The sequence below is a fragment of the Rhizobium sp. RAF56 genome (genome assembly GCF_052113965.1).
Lineage (GTDB): Bacteria > Pseudomonadota > Alphaproteobacteria > Rhizobiales > Rhizobiaceae > Rhizobium.
This window is the reverse complement of sequence record NZ_JBFRDU010000008.1, coordinates 150,694-165,682: the sequence shown is the minus strand read 5'-3', so window position 1 is coordinate 165,682 and position 14,989 is coordinate 150,694. Positions and strand designations below refer to the sequence as shown.

Annotated in this window: 16 protein-coding genes; 8 read left to right on the top strand and 8 right to left on the bottom strand. The window is 60.6% G+C overall.

Annotated features, from left to right (window positions below; genetic code table 11):
- Window positions 1–160: 160 nt before the first annotated feature.
- Complete coding sequence (locus AB4048_RS09235) at window positions 161–2,050, top strand: ABC transporter ATP-binding protein (protein WP_442201675.1); 1,890 nt, start codon at window positions 161–163, stop codon at window positions 2,048–2,050.
- Here AB4048_RS09235 and AB4048_RS09230 read toward each other — a convergent pair.
- The gene (locus tag AB4048_RS09230; protein WP_442201639.1) at window positions 2,037–2,972 is read right to left on the bottom strand and encodes an endonuclease/exonuclease/phosphatase family protein; all 936 of its coding nucleotides are present in this window, start codon (window positions 2,970–2,972) and stop codon (window positions 2,037–2,039) included. The two genes, AB4048_RS09235 and AB4048_RS09230, sit on opposite strands and share 14 nt — an antisense overlap.
- A gap of 342 nt (window positions 2,973–3,314) precedes the next feature.
- Between AB4048_RS09230 and petA the strand changes: the two genes are divergently transcribed.
- The 4 genes from petA (at window position 3,315) to AB4048_RS09210 (ending at window position 6,733) form a co-directional block, all read left to right on the top strand.
- The gene (gene petA, locus AB4048_RS09225) at window positions 3,315–3,896 is read left to right on the top strand and encodes a ubiquinol-cytochrome c reductase iron-sulfur subunit (RefSeq protein ID WP_442201638.1); all 582 of its coding nucleotides are present in this window, start codon (window positions 3,315–3,317) and stop codon (window positions 3,894–3,896) included.
- A gap of 15 nt (window positions 3,897–3,911) precedes the next feature.
- Window positions 3,912–5,186, top strand: coding sequence for a cytochrome b (locus AB4048_RS09220; RefSeq protein WP_442201637.1), 1,275 nt, complete (start codon window positions 3,912–3,914; stop codon window positions 5,184–5,186).
- Between the two features lie 23 nt (window positions 5,187–5,209).
- Window positions 5,210–6,070, top strand: coding sequence for a cytochrome c1 (locus AB4048_RS09215; protein WP_442201636.1), 861 nt, complete (start codon window positions 5,210–5,212; stop codon window positions 6,068–6,070).
- Between the two features lie 120 nt (window positions 6,071–6,190).
- A complete protein-coding gene (locus AB4048_RS09210; RefSeq protein ID WP_442201635.1) occupies window positions 6,191–6,733 on the top strand; it encodes an adenine phosphoribosyltransferase in 543 nt (180 codons plus the stop codon).
- Between the two features lie 48 nt (window positions 6,734–6,781).
- Here the strand turns inward: AB4048_RS09210 and AB4048_RS09205 are convergent, their stop codons facing one another.
- The 3 genes from AB4048_RS09205 to ychF are packed head-to-tail and all read right to left on the bottom strand — an operon-like array spanning window position 6,782 to window position 8,856.
- Complete coding sequence (locus AB4048_RS09205; protein ID WP_442201634.1) at window positions 6,782–7,249, bottom strand: MaoC family dehydratase; 468 nt, start codon at window positions 7,247–7,249, stop codon at window positions 6,782–6,784.
- The gene (locus tag AB4048_RS09200; RefSeq protein WP_442201633.1) at window positions 7,246–7,716 is read right to left on the bottom strand and encodes a MaoC family dehydratase; all 471 of its coding nucleotides are present in this window, start codon (window positions 7,714–7,716) and stop codon (window positions 7,246–7,248) included. The genes AB4048_RS09205 and AB4048_RS09200 overlap by 4 nt, the downstream gene beginning before the upstream one ends.
- Before the next feature lie 36 nt (window positions 7,717–7,752).
- On the bottom strand, window positions 7,753–8,856 hold the full coding sequence (gene ychF, locus AB4048_RS09195) for a redox-regulated ATPase YchF (protein WP_442201632.1): 1,104 nt from the start codon (window positions 8,854–8,856) through the stop codon (window positions 7,753–7,755).
- Between the two features lie 148 nt (window positions 8,857–9,004).
- Between ychF and AB4048_RS09190 the strand changes: the two genes are divergently transcribed.
- The 3 genes from AB4048_RS09190 (at window position 9,005) to clpS (ending at window position 10,051) form a co-directional block, all read left to right on the top strand.
- On the top strand, window positions 9,005–9,259 hold the full coding sequence (locus AB4048_RS09190; protein ID WP_442201631.1) for an AbrB/MazE/SpoVT family DNA-binding domain-containing protein: 255 nt from the start codon (window positions 9,005–9,007) through the stop codon (window positions 9,257–9,259).
- Complete coding sequence (locus tag AB4048_RS09185) at window positions 9,256–9,657, top strand: type II toxin-antitoxin system VapC family toxin (RefSeq protein WP_442201630.1); 402 nt, start codon at window positions 9,256–9,258, stop codon at window positions 9,655–9,657. The genes AB4048_RS09190 and AB4048_RS09185 overlap by 4 nt, the downstream gene beginning before the upstream one ends.
- A gap of 82 nt (window positions 9,658–9,739) precedes the next feature.
- Window positions 9,740–10,051: an ATP-dependent Clp protease adapter ClpS gene (gene clpS / locus AB4048_RS09180; RefSeq protein WP_442201629.1), complete on the top strand. Its 312-nt coding sequence runs from the start codon at window positions 9,740–9,742 to the stop codon at window positions 10,049–10,051.
- A 39-nt stretch (window positions 10,052–10,090) separates the two neighbouring features.
- On the opposite strand, the gene pth is transcribed toward clpS, so the two are convergent.
- The 4 genes from pth to AB4048_RS09160 all read right to left on the bottom strand — a co-directional run bounded on the left by pth (window position 10,091) and on the right by AB4048_RS09160 (window position 14,857).
- A complete protein-coding gene (gene pth / locus AB4048_RS09175) occupies window positions 10,091–10,807 on the bottom strand; it encodes an aminoacyl-tRNA hydrolase (RefSeq protein ID WP_442201628.1) in 717 nt (238 codons plus the stop codon).
- A 79-nt stretch (window positions 10,808–10,886) separates the two neighbouring features.
- Window positions 10,887–11,603, bottom strand: a complete 717-nt coding sequence (locus AB4048_RS09170) for a substrate-binding periplasmic protein (RefSeq protein ID WP_442201627.1) — start codon at window positions 11,601–11,603, stop codon at window positions 10,887–10,889.
- A gap of 29 nt (window positions 11,604–11,632) precedes the next feature.
- Window positions 11,633–13,999 carry a putative bifunctional diguanylate cyclase/phosphodiesterase gene (locus AB4048_RS09165; protein ID WP_442201626.1) on the bottom strand — a complete coding sequence of 789 codons (2,367 nt, stop codon included), beginning with the start codon at window positions 13,997–13,999 and terminating at the stop codon, window positions 11,633–11,635.
- Between the two features lie 243 nt (window positions 14,000–14,242).
- On the bottom strand, window positions 14,243–14,857 hold the full coding sequence (locus AB4048_RS09160; RefSeq protein WP_442201625.1) for a 50S ribosomal protein L25/general stress protein Ctc: 615 nt from the start codon (window positions 14,855–14,857) through the stop codon (window positions 14,243–14,245).
- Between the last annotated feature and the right edge of the window lie 132 nt (window positions 14,858–14,989).

Here is a 14,989-nt window from a genome sequence, read left to right as displayed (position 1 = left end):
TCCTTGGCGAGCAACTTCGCCTTCTTAGTATCGCTTGTGAACTCGCGCCGAATATCGATACATATCTACACAACATCAGATTGCGGTCATCACGAAAATTTAACCTGCCCGTTTCCCGACCTTCCTTTGCTTGCCGACGCAAACGGCCTATATCGCCAGCATGTTGCTCCGCACCGTCTTTCGCCGCTTCGAAACCTGGATCGATCCGTTCGGCCCGCGCGACAATCTCCAGCCGCCACGGTCGGCGGGGGGATTCATCTGGTTTTATGTCGGCCAGGCGAAGTGGCCTTTTCTCGCCATGCTGGTTCTGGGCGGCCTGTCGGCCGCGATCGAGGCGGCGCTCTTCTGGTTCGTCGGACGCCTCGTCGACATTCTGGCGACGATCAAGCCCGGTGACGGATGGACGGGTTTGCTCGCCATGCACCACCGGGAAATCTTCGGCATGCTGGTGCTCATCGGCATCGTGCGGTTCGTCGTCGCCTTCCTGATCGCGCTGATCGACCAGCAGGTGATCACTCCCGGTTTCTACAATCTGGCGCGCTGGCAATCCTATCTGCACGTCTCCCGGCAATCGCTTTCGTTCTTCCAGAGCGATTTTTCCGGGCGCATCGTCACCAAGGTCTGGTCGGCCGGGCAGGCGGCCGGCGACCTCGTGACGTCGCTGATGGAGAGCGTTTGGTTCGTCGGCATCTATGCGGCGACGACGATCTTTCTTGTGGCGCGCCTCGATTTCAAGCTGGCGGCCGTGGTGGTGTTCTGGCTTGGCGCGTTCGGCGTGCTGGCTCGCTATTTCGTGCCGCGCATCCGTTTCCATGCGCGCGAGACGGCGGAGGCGGCATCGCTTCTCAACGGGCGAATGGTGGACGCCTACAGCAATATCCAGACGCTGAAACTCTTTGCCCGTGACGAAGAGAGCGACCGCTATATGCGTCACGGCTTCGACATCTATCAGGACACCGTCCTGCGTTTCACCCGCTTCATCACCGGCGTGCGGGCGTCGATGGCGCTGCTTTCCGGCCTGATGATCGTCATGACGGCGGCCATCAGTGTGCATTTGTGGCTGCTCGGCCTCGTCAGCTCCGGCGCCGTCGCCTTCTCGCTGGCGCTGGTGCTGCGGTTGAACTTCCTGCTTGGTCGGCTGATGACGCAGTTCAGCGGCATCATGCGCAACCTCGGGACTGTCCAGAACGCGGCGGAGATGATTTCGCAGCCGCTCGGACTCGTTGACAAGCCCGATGCGCCGGCCCTGATCGTCCGGCGGCCCGGCATTCGCTTCGAAAACGTTTCCTTCCACTACGGCCGGGAGAAAGGGGTGATCGACAACTTGTCTCTGACCGTCCATCCCGGCGAGAAGATCGGCATCGTCGGCCGCTCCGGCGCGGGAAAGTCCACGCTCGTGAACCTGCTTTTGCGCCTCTACGACGTGGAGGGCGGCCGCATTCTGGTCGACGGCCAGGATGTCTCCGAGGTCAGCCAGGAATCGCTTCGCATGCAGATCGGCGTCGTCGGCCAGGATACGGCGCTGCTCCACCGTTCGGTGCGCGACAATATCCTTTTCGGGCGTCCTGATGCGGGCGAGGCGCGCTTGATCGAAGCCGCACGTCGTGCGGAAGCGCTTGGTTTCATCGAGCGCCTGCAGGATCAGCAGGGACGCTCGGGCTTTGACTCGCATGTCGGCGAGCGCGGCGTAAAACTCTCGGGCGGCCAGCGCCAGCGCATTGCCATCGCCCGCGTGATGCTCAAGGACGCGCCGATCCTTGTCCTCGACGAGGCGACCTCGGCGCTCGACTCCGAGGTGGAGCATGTCATTCAAGACAACCTCAACCGGGTCATGGAAGGCAAGACCGTCGTTGCTATCGCTCATCGCCTGTCGACGATCGCAGCCCTCGATCGGTTGATCGTCATCGACAAGGGCAGAATCGTCGAGGAAGGAACGCACGCCGAACTCGTCTCGAAGGGCGGGCTCTACGCGCAACTCTGGGCGCGCCAGTCCGGCGGCTTCATCGCTGTTGATGCCGAGGATGAGGAAGAGCCGGCTATTTCAGGATGACGTCAGTAACGAGGCCGTAGTGGTTCGATCCCATGTTGTCGGGAATGCGCCGGACGGATTGGATCTCAACAGGCGTGCGGACGAAGACGTGGTCGATGCTGATACCGAAATTGCCGGCGGCGACCGGCCAGGTCGAAGGTTCTGGAAATGCGTGCCTGAGGCCCGTTTGCGTCAGGAAGAAACGCATGTCGGGGGCGAGCACCGATGCGTTGAAATCGCCGGCGAGGATCACCGGCCCCTCGATCTCGTCGAGCACATGGTGAAGCATCGCCAGCTCGTCGCGGTGGAAGGCGTCGAAATAGGGCTTGCTGAGATGGGCCGAGACGAGGGTTAGCGGCTTGCCGTCGATTTCCATGGTCGCCACGATCAACCGATTGCGCCAGAGCATGTCGAGATCGCGCATCTCCTGCCTGAGGAAGGGTCGCTTCGACATCACGAGAGAATCGCAATCCTCGCTCTTAACGCCGCAGCCTATCCGATAGGGATAGATTTTCGACAGGCGCTCCATCTCTGATGGGAGCGACGCGGCCTCGTAGATGGCGACGATATCCGCCTGGGATGCGAGGATTTCATCGGCAATGCGCCCGCCGTTTTCCAGATTGGTGGTGTCGATATTGAAGGAGAGAAGGCGCAACGGTGACCCTTCCGCTGAAACGACGCCAAGTGCCGGGGCTGCGTGCTCCCGCAGCATCATGAACGAATGTGCCGCGAGCCCGGCTGAAACGAGCAGCAACGCGCCGGCATACCAATGCGGTCTGACGACAAGCGCCAACGCCGCAAGTATCGCACAGGCGAAGGCAAGGTGGATTTGTGCCGAACCGAAGAAGGTCAGGAGCCAATGGCGGGTCACGTAGCGCATGGACAGGAGGCCGAGCGCGAAGGTGACGATGACGCAGAGTATGCAATAAACGGTATATCTCATGCTTCCAGCTTGGCTGCCGTGATATCGCAATGCAACAAAATTGACGGGGCGGATGGCGCAATGTGTTGGCGTTGCCCAAAAATCATCCATCATTTCATGTGGTTAGTCAGATGTAGCGTCAAGAAGTCGCGAGCAATGGGCGAGGTCTTTGACAAATTGCCGTGTTTTGCCGCGACATTGTGCGCAGGCCCTTGCCAAGACTGGACATAATTTGCGATCAAGCATAGAACGCGCCGGGTTACGGAGGAATCTATGGCGGAATTATGGTCGCAATGATTCGCCGGCGTCAGGGGGATACCGCGGTTGAAGCCGCAGTTTCGCGTAAATAAGGATGGTTTAGCCGTGAGCGAGCACAGCACCAATACTGAAACAACGGGAGGCGAGCCCACTCGCCGCGATTTCCTGTATCTGACCACGGGCATGGCGGGCGCGGTGGGTGCCGCTTCGGTTGCGTGGCCGTTCATCGATCAGATGCGTCCGGATGCGTCGACGCTGGCTCTCGCCTCGATCGAAGTAGATGTGTCCAGCCTCGAGCCCGGCATGTCGTTGACGGCCAAGTGGCGCGGCAAGCCGATCTTCATCCGCAATCGCACCCCGAAGGAAATCGACGAAGCCAAGAATGCGCCGATCGCCGATCTGAAGGATCCGAATGCGCGCAACGCAAACCTGGCCGCCGACGCGGAGGCGACCGACGTTGCCCGTTCGGCAGGCGAGGGCAAGGAAAACTGGATCGTCATGATCGGCTCGTGCACCCATCTGGGCTGCGTTCCGCTCGGCACGGCCGGTGAATATGGTGGCTGGTTCTGTCCCTGCCATGGTTCGGTCTATGACACTGCCGGTCGTATCCGCAAGGGTCCCGCGCCGATGAACCTCTTCATTCCGCAATACTCATTTACTTCCGATAAAGTGATCAAGATCGGTTGAGGGGGATACTGAATCATGAGTGATCATTCGTCTTATGAGCCCTCTACTGGGCTAGAAAAATGGGTCGATGCGCGGCTACCGCTCCCGCGTATGGTCTACGACAGCTTCGTCGCCTATCCGGTGCCGCGTAACCTCAACTACGCCTACACCTTCGGCGCCATGCTTGCCGTTATGCTGATCGTGCAGATCCTGACCGGCGTCGTTCTCGCCATGCACTATGCCGCCGAAACGACGATTGCGTTCAACGCCGTCGAAAAAATCATGCGCGACGTCAACCACGGTTGGCTGCTGCGCTACATGCACGCGAACGGCGCGTCGTTCTTCTTCGTCGCCGTCTATCTGCACATTGCACGCGGTCTCTACTACGGCTCCTACAAGGCGCCGCGCGAAATCCTTTGGATCCTCGGCGTTCTCATCTACCTCCTGATGATGGCGACCGGCTTCATGGGCTACGTGCTGCCCTGGGGTCAGATGTCCTTCTGGGGCGCGACCGTCATCACCGGCTTCTTCTCGGCCTTCCCGATCGTCGGGGAGTGGGTACAGCAGTTCCTGCTCGGCGGCTTTGCCGTCGACAACCCGACGCTGAACCGCTTCTTCTCGCTGCACTACCTCCTGCCGTTCGTCATCGCCGGCGTGGTGGTCCTGCACATCTGGGCGCTGCACGTGGTCGGCCAGACGAACCCGACAGGCGTCGAGGTCAAGTCGAAGACCGATACCGTGAAGTTCACGCCCTATGCGACCTTGAAGGATGCGCTCGGCGTTTCGATCTTCCTGCTGGTCTACGCCTACTTCGTCTTCTACCTGCCGAACTATCTCGGCCACGCCGACAACTACATCCCGGCTGATCCGCTGAAGACGCCCGCCCACATCGTTCCGGAATGGTACTTCCTGCCGTTCTACGCGATGCTTCGCGCAATCACCTTCAACGTCGGCCCGATCGATTCCAAGCTCGCCGGCGTTCTGGTGATGTTCGGTGCGATCATCGTGTTGTTCTTCGTGCCGTGGCTCGATACGTCGAAGGTTCGTTCGGCCGTTTACCGTCCGTGGTACAAGCTGTTCTTCTGGCTCTTCGTCGCCGACTCCATCCTTCTCGGCTGGCTGGGTTCGCGTCATCCGACCGATACCTACACGCTGATGGCCCAGCTCGGCACCCTCTACTACTTCGGCTTCTTCCTCGTCATCATGCCGGTTCTTGGCCTGGTCGAGACCCCGAGACGCATTCCGAATTCGATCACGGAAGCGGTTCTGGAGAAGAAGAATGGCAAGTCTGCCGTGCCGGTTCAGGCATAAGCGGTCATAGAGGGATAAGAACAATGAAAAAGCTCGTTGCCACCCTTCTGTCGCTTGCCGTCGTCGGCAGCCTTGCGACCGCAGTGTTCGCGGAAGAAAGCAAGCCGGCTGCTGAGGCGGCAGAACAGACCTACCCGATCAAGGAACCGCGGGAACAGCACTGGTCCTTCTCGGGTCCCTTCGGCGCCTATGACAAGCAGCAGCTGCAGCGCGGTCTGAAGGTCTACACCGAAGTCTGTTCCGCCTGCCATTCGATGGACCTGGTCGCGTTCCGCACGCTTGCCGACCTCGGCTACACGCCATCGCAGGTCAAGCTTTTCGCGGCCAACTACGAGACGCAGGACGGACCGAACCCGCAGGGCGAAATGTTTACGCGCAAGGCCCTTCCGTCGGACCACTTCCCGGCGCCGTTCCCGAACCCGCAAGCAGCTGCTGTGGCCAACAACGGTGCGGCTCCGCCGGACTTCTCGCTGATCGCAAAGGCGCGCGAGATCGAGCGCGGCTTCCCGCGTTTCGTCTTCGACATCTTCTCGCAGTATCAGGAAGCCGGGCCGGACTACATCTACTCGCTGCTGACCGGTTATGAAGAGCCGCCGGCAGGGGTGCAGGTGCCGCAAGGGTCGCACTACAATCCGTACTTCCACGCCGCTGCGGTCTTCGCCATGCCGAAGCCGCTCTCCGACGGCCAGGTCACCTATGACGACGGCTCGCCGCAGACGGTCGAGCAGTACGCGCACGACGTGTCTGCCTTCCTGATGTGGGCCGCCGAGCCTAAGCTCGTGGAGCGCAAGCACACCGGCTTCATGGTGATGGTGTTCCTGCTGATCTTTACCGGCCTGATCTACCTCACCAAGCGGTCGGTCTACGCCAACAAGGAACACTGAGCCACGCTCTGTTTCGCACTCGAAAGGCGGCCTCCGGGCCGCCTTTTTTGTTGGTCCGAACGGCGCTCGCTGCTAGGGTGCGGCCGACCATATCAGCCTTTTGCGAGAGTACGGATTTTCATGAATACAGTCGCTTCCGAGCTTGCCGCCAGCATTCGCTCGATCCCGGATTACCCCAAGCCCGGCATCATCTTTCGTGACATCACCACGCTGCTCGGCGACGCACGGGCCTTCCGCCGCGCTGTTGACGCGCTCGTGCAGCCCTATGCCGGCACCAAGATCGACAAGGTCGCGGGCATGGAGGCGCGTGGCTTCATTCTCGGCGGGGCCGTGGCGCACCAGCTTTCGGCGGGCTTCGTTCCGATCCGCAAGAAGGGCAAGCTGCCGCACGAAACGGTGCGCATCGCCTACAGCCTGGAATACGGCGTCGATGAGATGGAGATGCATCGCGATGCCGTCAATGCCGGTGAAAAGGTGGTCCTGGTCGACGACTTGATCGCGACCGGGGGAACGGCAGTGGGGGCGACGCAACTGCTGCGCCAGATGGGTGCCGAGGTGGTTGCCGCCTGCTTCGTCATCGACCTGCCGGATCTCGGCGGCCGCAAGAAGCTGGAAGAACTCAACGTACCCGTGCACACGCTGGTGGAATTCTCGGGGCATTGACAGAAAACGGGCGCGGCGATGCAACGCGCTCTGACTGCCATGGGCAGCCTATTCGAATTCGAGAACGCTGCCGTCGAAGCGCATGACGGTCTCATCGTGCTGGTTGACGCCCTCGTTCACCATGCTGACGAGCCGCCAGCCTGGGCGCGTGGCAAGTGTGCGGCTGCCTGTCAGCGTCGCGAAGAAGCGGATCGTGTCGCCGGCAAAGACCGGCCGCAGCCATTGCAGATTGCGAAAACCCGGGGAGGGACCGACCTTCGGCGGTGCGATCCCCTCGCTGGTCAGACGCGCGACTTCGCCGCTGTAGTGGTCGACGAAGCAACGCATCCAGGCGGCGCAGGTGTGCCAGCCCGAGGCGCAGAGCCCACCGAAGAGCGAATGCTTTGCCGCTTCGGGATCAACATGAAACGGTTGCGGGTCGTAGAGCGATGCGAAACGGATGATGTCTTCCGCCGTGAACGTGCGGCTGCCGAGCTCGATCTTCTCTCCGGCCGGATAAAGGTCTTCCAGCGTCATGCCGGCATCTCCAGCGTCTCCCGCATGCGGAACATGACCGAGTTTTCGCCAAGGCAGACGAGTTCGTCGCGCTGGTTCACCACTTCGTGGCGCATTTTGACGATGCCGATGCCCGGACGCGAGCGCAGTGCCCTTGCCTCGACAACGGTCGAGCGGCCGGAAAGCGTGTCGCCGGCAAGCACCGCCTTCTTCCATTCCAGAAAATCGATGCCCGGCGCACCTTGCGAATGCGAGTTCAACAGAAAGCTGTCGATCATCATCCGCATGAACATCGCCGAGGTGTGCCAGCCGGAAGCGGCAAGCCCGCCGAGAATGCTCGCTTCGCCGGCCCTCTGGTCGACATGCATGGGCTGAGGATCGAACTCGGTGGCGAACTCGACGATCTCTTCGGCCGTCACCGGCCTCGGACCGAGCGGGAATTGCCGGCCAACTTCAAAGTCTTCGAAAAACAGCTTGCCGTCGATCATTGCCGGCGCTTCTCCGCTCGCTTGCACCGTTGGACTTCAAGTGTTGAAGCGGAAATGGATGACGTCGCCGTCCTGGACGACGTATTCCTTGCCTTCGTCGCGGGCCTTGCCAGCGTCCTTGGCGCCCGTCTCGCCGTTGAAGGCGATGTAGTCGTCGTAGGCGATGGTGTTGGCGCGGATGAAGCCGCGTTCGAAATCCGAGTGGATGACGCCGGCGGCGGCCGGAGCCTTGGTGCCGCGCTCGATCGTCCAGGCGCGGGTTTCCTTCGGGCCGACGGTGAAATAGGTGATGAGGTGCAGGAGCTTGTAGCCGGCGCGGATCAGCCGGTCGAGGCCGGCTTCGTCGAGACCAAGCGCGGCAAGGAATTCCTTGGCTTCGTCCTCGGGCAGCTGCGCGACTTCGGATTCGATCGCGGCCGAAATGACCACAGTCTCGGCACCCTGTTCCCTGGCCATCGCCTCGACCGCCGTCGTGTGCTCGTTGCCGGTCGCAGCTTCGGCTTCGGCGACGTTGCAGACGTAGAGCACGGGATGCGACGTCAAAAGGTTGAGGGTCTTGAGGACGCGGGTCTCTTCCGGGTCGAGCTTGGAGAGCATCGTGCGAACCGGCTTGCCTTCGTTCAGAAGCTTCAGCGAGGCTTCCATGAGCGGTAGCATCGCCATGGAATCCTTGTCCTTGCCGACCGCTCGCTTGCGGGTCTGCTCGGTGCGGCGCTCGAGGCTTTCGAGATCGGCGAGCATCAGCTCGGTCTCGATCGTTTCGGCGTCGGCGACCGGGTTGATACGACCTTCGACATGGGTGATGTCGCTGTCTTCGAAGCAGCGCAACACATGCACGATGGCGTCGACTTCGCGGATGTTGGCGAGGAACTGGTTGCCGAGGCCTTCACCCTTCGAGGCGCCGCGCACGAGGCCGGCGATGTCGACGAAGGAGATACGCGTCGGGATGATTTCCTTCGACTTGGCGATGTCCGAAAGCGCCTTCATGCGCGGATCGGGCACAGCGACTTCGCCGGTGTTCGGCTCGATCGTGCAGAAAGGATAGTTGGCCGCTTGCGCCGCCGCCGTCTTGGTCAGCGCGTTAAAGAGGGTGGACTTGCCCACATTCGGGAGTCCGACGATACCGCATTTGAAGCCCATGGCTGGTGTCCGTAGTCCTGGAGAAATTTTGTCATTGCCTATGGGGGAAGGGCAGTGGCTGGTCAAGGAGATTCGATTTGAAAGCGCTGCCGGCAGGCATTGAAAGTAAGGCGACATTGCCTTACTTTCAATGCAGGGAGCAACGATCATGGTACGGTTGAAAATTACTGCGAAGGGCCAGGTAACCTTGAAGCGTGAGGTCCTCGACCATTTGGGCGTTCGGCCCGGGGATGAGATAGAAGTCGACCTCCTGCCTAAGGGAGGCGGGAAGATTCACGCCGTCGAACTCAAGCGGCCGATTGAGAATTTCTTCGGCAGTTTCGCTTACAAAGCCGACAGAGCCTACACGATTGAAGAGATCAATCAGGCAATCGAAGCCGGATGGGCGGGCGAGATCAAGTGAAGGTCGTCGTCGATACGAACATCCTCGTCCGCATGTTTACACGCGACCATCCGCAGGAAAGTCCGAAGGCGGAAGCTTTCTTGCGGGAGCACGACATCGTCGTCGGCAATCAGACCCTATGCGAATTGCTATGGGTGCTTCGGCGTCTTTACAAGTTCAATGCAGCCGAGCTGCGGCAGGCGATCACCTATCTGACGCTTGCGCAGAGTGTGACGCTGGATAGCGCCGCTGTGACGAACGGGCTTCTGTTCATGGACGCCGGCGGCGATTTTGCCGATGGGGTCATCGCCTATGAGGGCAGGCGGCTCGGCAGCGCAACCATTGCGACTTTCGACCGCAAGGCGGCAGCACTTCTCGAAAAGGCGGGACAGGATTGCCTGCTCCTATCGGCCGGATAGGGCATTGAAGTGCCGCGCGGCGGCACAATATAATTACGCGCCGCAATGCCGGCACCTCACGTCATCAACGGGCGGCAAACCGATGAGTGGTAGCGATACAGCTCTAAAACCGAAAACCGCGACCAAGCCGAAGCTCGATTGGCCGAAGCTTCACAAGGTCATCTTGCTCAACGATGATTATACGCCGCGCGAATTCGTCATCCTCGTCCTGAAAGCGGTCTTCAGAATGAGCGAGGAAGCCGGTTATCGCGTGATGATGACGGCGCACAAGCTCGGATCCTGCGTCGTCGTCGTTTGCGCCAGGGATATCGCCGAGACACGGGCGAAAGAGGCCACGGATCTGGCCAAGCAGGCGGGTTTCCCGCTGATGTTCACGACTGAGCCGGAGGAATAGGCGGCGCGACGGCCGGCGGATCTTGTGGCCGGTCGTATCTCAGCCGTCCTTCTTGCCGAACATGCGCTTCAGCATCTCAGCCATCGGTCCCGTCTCGGGCAGTCGCGGCTGCCCATGGCCGCGCGCCTGGTGGATGTGCGACTGCGCGGTTGGTTTCTTGGGCTGCTTCGGCGCTTCCGCCTCCGGTTTGCCGCCGACGGCGAGCGCCAGCTTGTTCATCAGTTGCGAATCCTCGCCGCGCGCCAGCATGTCCGCATTGTCGGCAAGCGCGTCGAGCAGGGGATCGAGCCAGCTCCGGTCGGCTTTCGCGAAATCGCCGAGAACATAGTTGTGCACCAGTTCCTTGACGCCGGGATGCCCGATGCCCAGGCGCAGGCGGCGATAGTTCTTGTCGCAATGCGCGTCGATCGAGCGAATGCCGTTGTGGCCGCCATTGCCGCCGCCGACCTTGATCCGTGCCTTGCCCGCCGGCAGGTCCAGCTCGTCGTAGATGACCGCGAGGTCGGAGGGTTGAAGCTTGTAGAAACGCATCGCCTCGCCGACCGCTTCGCCGGAGAGGTTCATGAAGGTCTGCGGCTTGATCAACAGCACCTTCTGGCCGCCAAGCTCGCCTTCGGCGATCACCGAGCGGAACTTCTTCGACCACGGAGCAAAGCTATGCCGGCGATGAATGGCGTCCGCCGCCATGAAGCCGATATTGTGGCGATTGCCTTGGTATTTCGCGCCGGGATTGCCGAGGCCTGCGATAAGAAGCATGCGCCGCTCCTCAAGATGACGATGCCGTTCCCCACCGCGAATTGAGGGCAAAGTCAAGGAGGAAAAGGGAGAGAGGCCCCTATTGCGGCGGTTCGATCTCGTATTTTTCGAAGATCGCCTTCTGCGTTCCGTTACGGATGAGCTGATCCAGCGTTGCCTGCATCTTTTTCAACAGATCTTCGGGGAAGTCTTTTTGGCAGGCAATTCCAATGGATTGTGTGGAAAGCACGGTGGCTGTCTTCAGCGTGTTGCCATCACGATTGAGCTTGGCGATCGACATTTCCGAGATTGGCATGAGGTCGATTCGATCGTTCATGAGCTTCTTGAGCGTCGCCTTGAATTCGGTGGAGATGTCGACCTTCGGAAAACCTTTCTCGCGCAGGACGGCCTGCGTGTAGTCACCGCGCCAGGTGCCAACTGTATAGAACTTCGCCTGATCCAGCGAGCTTGCATGGACGCCCGAGCCCTCGCGGGCGACGAGGACGTTGCGGTCGACCAGCAGCGGCTCGATCCATTTGAAAAGCTTGTCGCGCTCGGCGTTGTGCGCCGTGCCGATGACGCAGGTCATCGGCGTAGTCTGTGCCAGCATGTAGGCACGGGCCCAGGGGAGAATGGCAATCGTGTAGTCCGTGCCGATTGCCGCCATCATCATCTGCACCTGCTCGATATCCGTGCCTTTGAGCACGCCACCGTCCTCGTAGTTGAAGGGCGGGTAGCTTTCGGTGGTGAACGAGACGGTCGCGGCGCTCGCAGCGGAAGCAAGGCTGAGGAAAATCAGAAAAAGAAGCTTTCGCATGTGCCTTCTCCTCAGGTTGTTGACGGGTGCTATGAGGCTCGGACGACCGCGCCCGGGCTTTCCGCCGGCAGCGTGGCGAGTTTCTGCAGGAGATCGGTCGGATGCTGCGGCCGGTGGAAGAGGTAGCCTTGACCGTAGTCCAGGCCCATCGCGACGAACGCCGCGCACTCGTCTTCCGCCTCGATCCCCTCCGCAATAACGGTGCAATTCATCTTGTGCGACAAGGTGGTGATGGCTTCGACCAGCATGCGGCTCTTTCGGCGGACATCCTGGGCGTTGTCGTTGATGGCGCGGGTAAACGACTGGTCGATCTTGATGATATCGACGGGGAAGCGGTTGATATAGCTCAGCGACGAATAGCCGGTGCCGAAATCGTCGAGCGCGATGCGGCAGCCATAACGGCAGAGTTCGTTGATGACGGCCCGTATTTCGGGATTGTCGTCCATCAGCACCGCTTCGGTGATCTCAACCACGATCCTTTCCGGGCGGATGTCGTGGCGCGCGAGAAGCGCCGCCATGCGAGCGGGGAGCGCCGGCTCGAATTGCAGCGGCGAGAAGTTGATCGCGAGGTAGGTGTTTTCCAGGCCACTCAGCCGCGACAAGCTTGCCAAATGGCCGATCGCCTTTTCCATGATGCGGTTGCCGATGCGGATGATGGAGCCTGTCTCCTCGGCGACGTCGATGATGGCGCTCGGCGGCAGCACGCCCTTGTGCGGATGGTGCAGCCTCATCAGCGCCTCGAAGCCGGCGATCTCGCGATCCTGCAGCTTTACGATCGGCTGCAGGTGGGCCTCGAACCAGTCCTCGGCAAGGCCGTTCTCGATATAGCTTTCGAATTCGGAGCGCCGGCGGGCATCGTCGAGCATGGCGATATCGAAGATCTGCGCGCCGTTCTTGCCATCGCGTTTCTTGGCGTACATCGCCATGTCGGATTTCTGCAGCAGTTCGGCCGCGTTGGAGGCGTGGCGCGGATAGACGGCAATCCCGATGCTGGCACTGAGCCGCGTATCGCCGACGAAGGGCTTGTCGAAGATCTTGGCGATAGCTGTGGCAAGCTTGAGAGCACCCGCTTCCGCATCGTCCGAGACGAGCAGGATCGCGAATTCGTCGCCGCCGAGGCGGGCGGCGATGTCGGCGGGCCCCAAGCGGCGCTGCAAGCGGGCGACGAACTCGCGCAGCGCCTCGTCGCCTGCCGCATGTCCGAGATTGTCGTTGATCCACTTGAAACGATCGAGATCGACGAAGAGGCAGGCCAGTTCTCCCTGTCCGACATCAACTTCGCAGATTTTGGCGTCGAGGGCGGTTTCGAAGCCCTGGCGATTGAGAAGACCAGTGAGGTGATCGGTGGTCGCCAACCGCAGATTGCGGTTCTCGGAATGCTTGAGGTCGGTGACGTCGGTCATGACCGAGAGCGACAAGCCGCCCTGAATTGCCGTGGATTCCAAAATGAGGACGTCGATCACCCGGCCGTCGCTGCATTGGAACTTTACCGTCACCTCGATGCGCGGCGACATGGCGTTGGGCTTGATCTTGCGCTGTTCGTAGTCGTCGCGAGATTCCGGCAGGACAAGACTTGCAAGTTTGCGTCCGACGACCTGCGACCGTTCGTATCCGGTCGCGGCGAGCCAGTAGTCGCTGACGGCCGCGATGCAATCGTCCTTGTCGAGCGAGAAGAGCATCGCCGGCGTCAGGTTATAGGTATCCGTCGCGCGGCGGTGCGCGCGCTTCAGTTCCTTCTCCTCGCGCTCGAGCTTGATTTGCATGTCGTTGAAGCTGCGGGCGAGCCGCCCCATTTCGTCGTTGGACTGCCAGTCGACGTGGTGGCGGGAGCCGAGCTGCCGGGTCGCCTCGATCGCATAGGTCAGACGCATCAGCGGCTGGATCACGAAGATGCGGTTGCCGATCAACGCGGTACCGAAGACAGTCAGAACCGCGAAGATGAAGATCGAGACGAAGACGATCTCTTCATGGTTCAAGCCGTCGAACAGGCCGAGCGGCGGATAGAAGACGGTAATGGAGCCGAGGTTTTTCGTTCCACCGACCGAATTGTAGAGGATGGGCCGCGAGATCGCTTCGAGCTTGCCGCTATAGGATTTCGGGATCGTCGACTGGGTGACGTCGAGCTGGCCGGAGGTGTCGCGGACATTGACCTTTACGATCGCGCCTTCGGCGACCGTTGTGGCGCTGATCTGCGTGACGCTGTCTTCGTCGAGGTCCCAGAGCGGCTTCGCCAGCGCCTGGGCATTGGCGACCAGCAGGACGGAAATATGATCCTTTATTTCCTTGTCGGCGCGCTCGGAAGAAAGAAACAGGAAAAGGAGGAACAGGGGGGCGACGAAGATAAGCAATGCGCCGCAGACTATTGCAAAAAATCTATTCTCGACGGACTTGTTCATTGCTTCCGTAATCTCTGGCGTCGGCGACGCCGCCGCTGTTGGGCTCCGTCATTCCTTTGAAAAATATACTTTCATCAATATGTTAAATGTTGTTGAAATGAGGGGGTTAACGGTTTCTGCAACGGCCCGTGCGACGCGTTGGCGACGAGGCGGGGGCCCGCGAACAGCCCTTGAAAACGGCATGAAAAAACCCGCCGTCCGGAATGGAGGCGGGTTCCTTGTTTCGAAGAATTTCGAAAGCGATCAAGCCTCGGTGGCTTCCTCGCCTGCGCCTTCTTCCTTGGCGCGGCCGCCCGGGGCGACGATCGTTGCGACGGTGAAGTCGCGATCGTGGATGGTCGGGGTAACGCCCTTCGGCAGAGAAATGTCCGAAATGTGGATGCTGTCGCCGATCTTGCAGCCCTTCAGGTCAACCGTGAAGGCTTCCGGAATGGCGTCGGCCGGGCAGCTAACTTCGATTTCGTGACGAACGATGTTCAGAACGCCGCCAGCCTTCAGGCCCGGGGACTGCTCATTGTTCTCGAAGTGAACCGGCACTTCGACGGTAACCTTGGTGTTGCCCGAAACGCGCAGGAAGTCGACGTGGACAGTGAAGTCGCGCACCGGATCCAGCTGGTAGTCCTTCGGCAGAACCTGGTACTTCGTGCCGTCGACGTCGATCGTCGCGATCGTGGTGAGGAAACCACCGGCATGAATGCGCTTCGTCACGTCCTTGGTGGACAGTGCGATAGAAACGGGGGCCTGCTTGTCACCGTAGATGACAGCCGGGATAAGACCATTGCGGCGGAGTTCACGGGCGGACCCCTTACCAACCCGTTCGCGCGCCTCGGCCTTGAGCTCGTAGCTTTCGTGGCTCATAGCTATTCCTTTCGAGGTTATTTGGAGAGTTCGACCGGTTGCGGTTTAACGCTTTCCGATTGAACCGAGGCGTAAAGCCTCATCCGCGTTGCCTCCAAGGGTGTCTACGCGGACGCGTGCCCTATAGTGCAT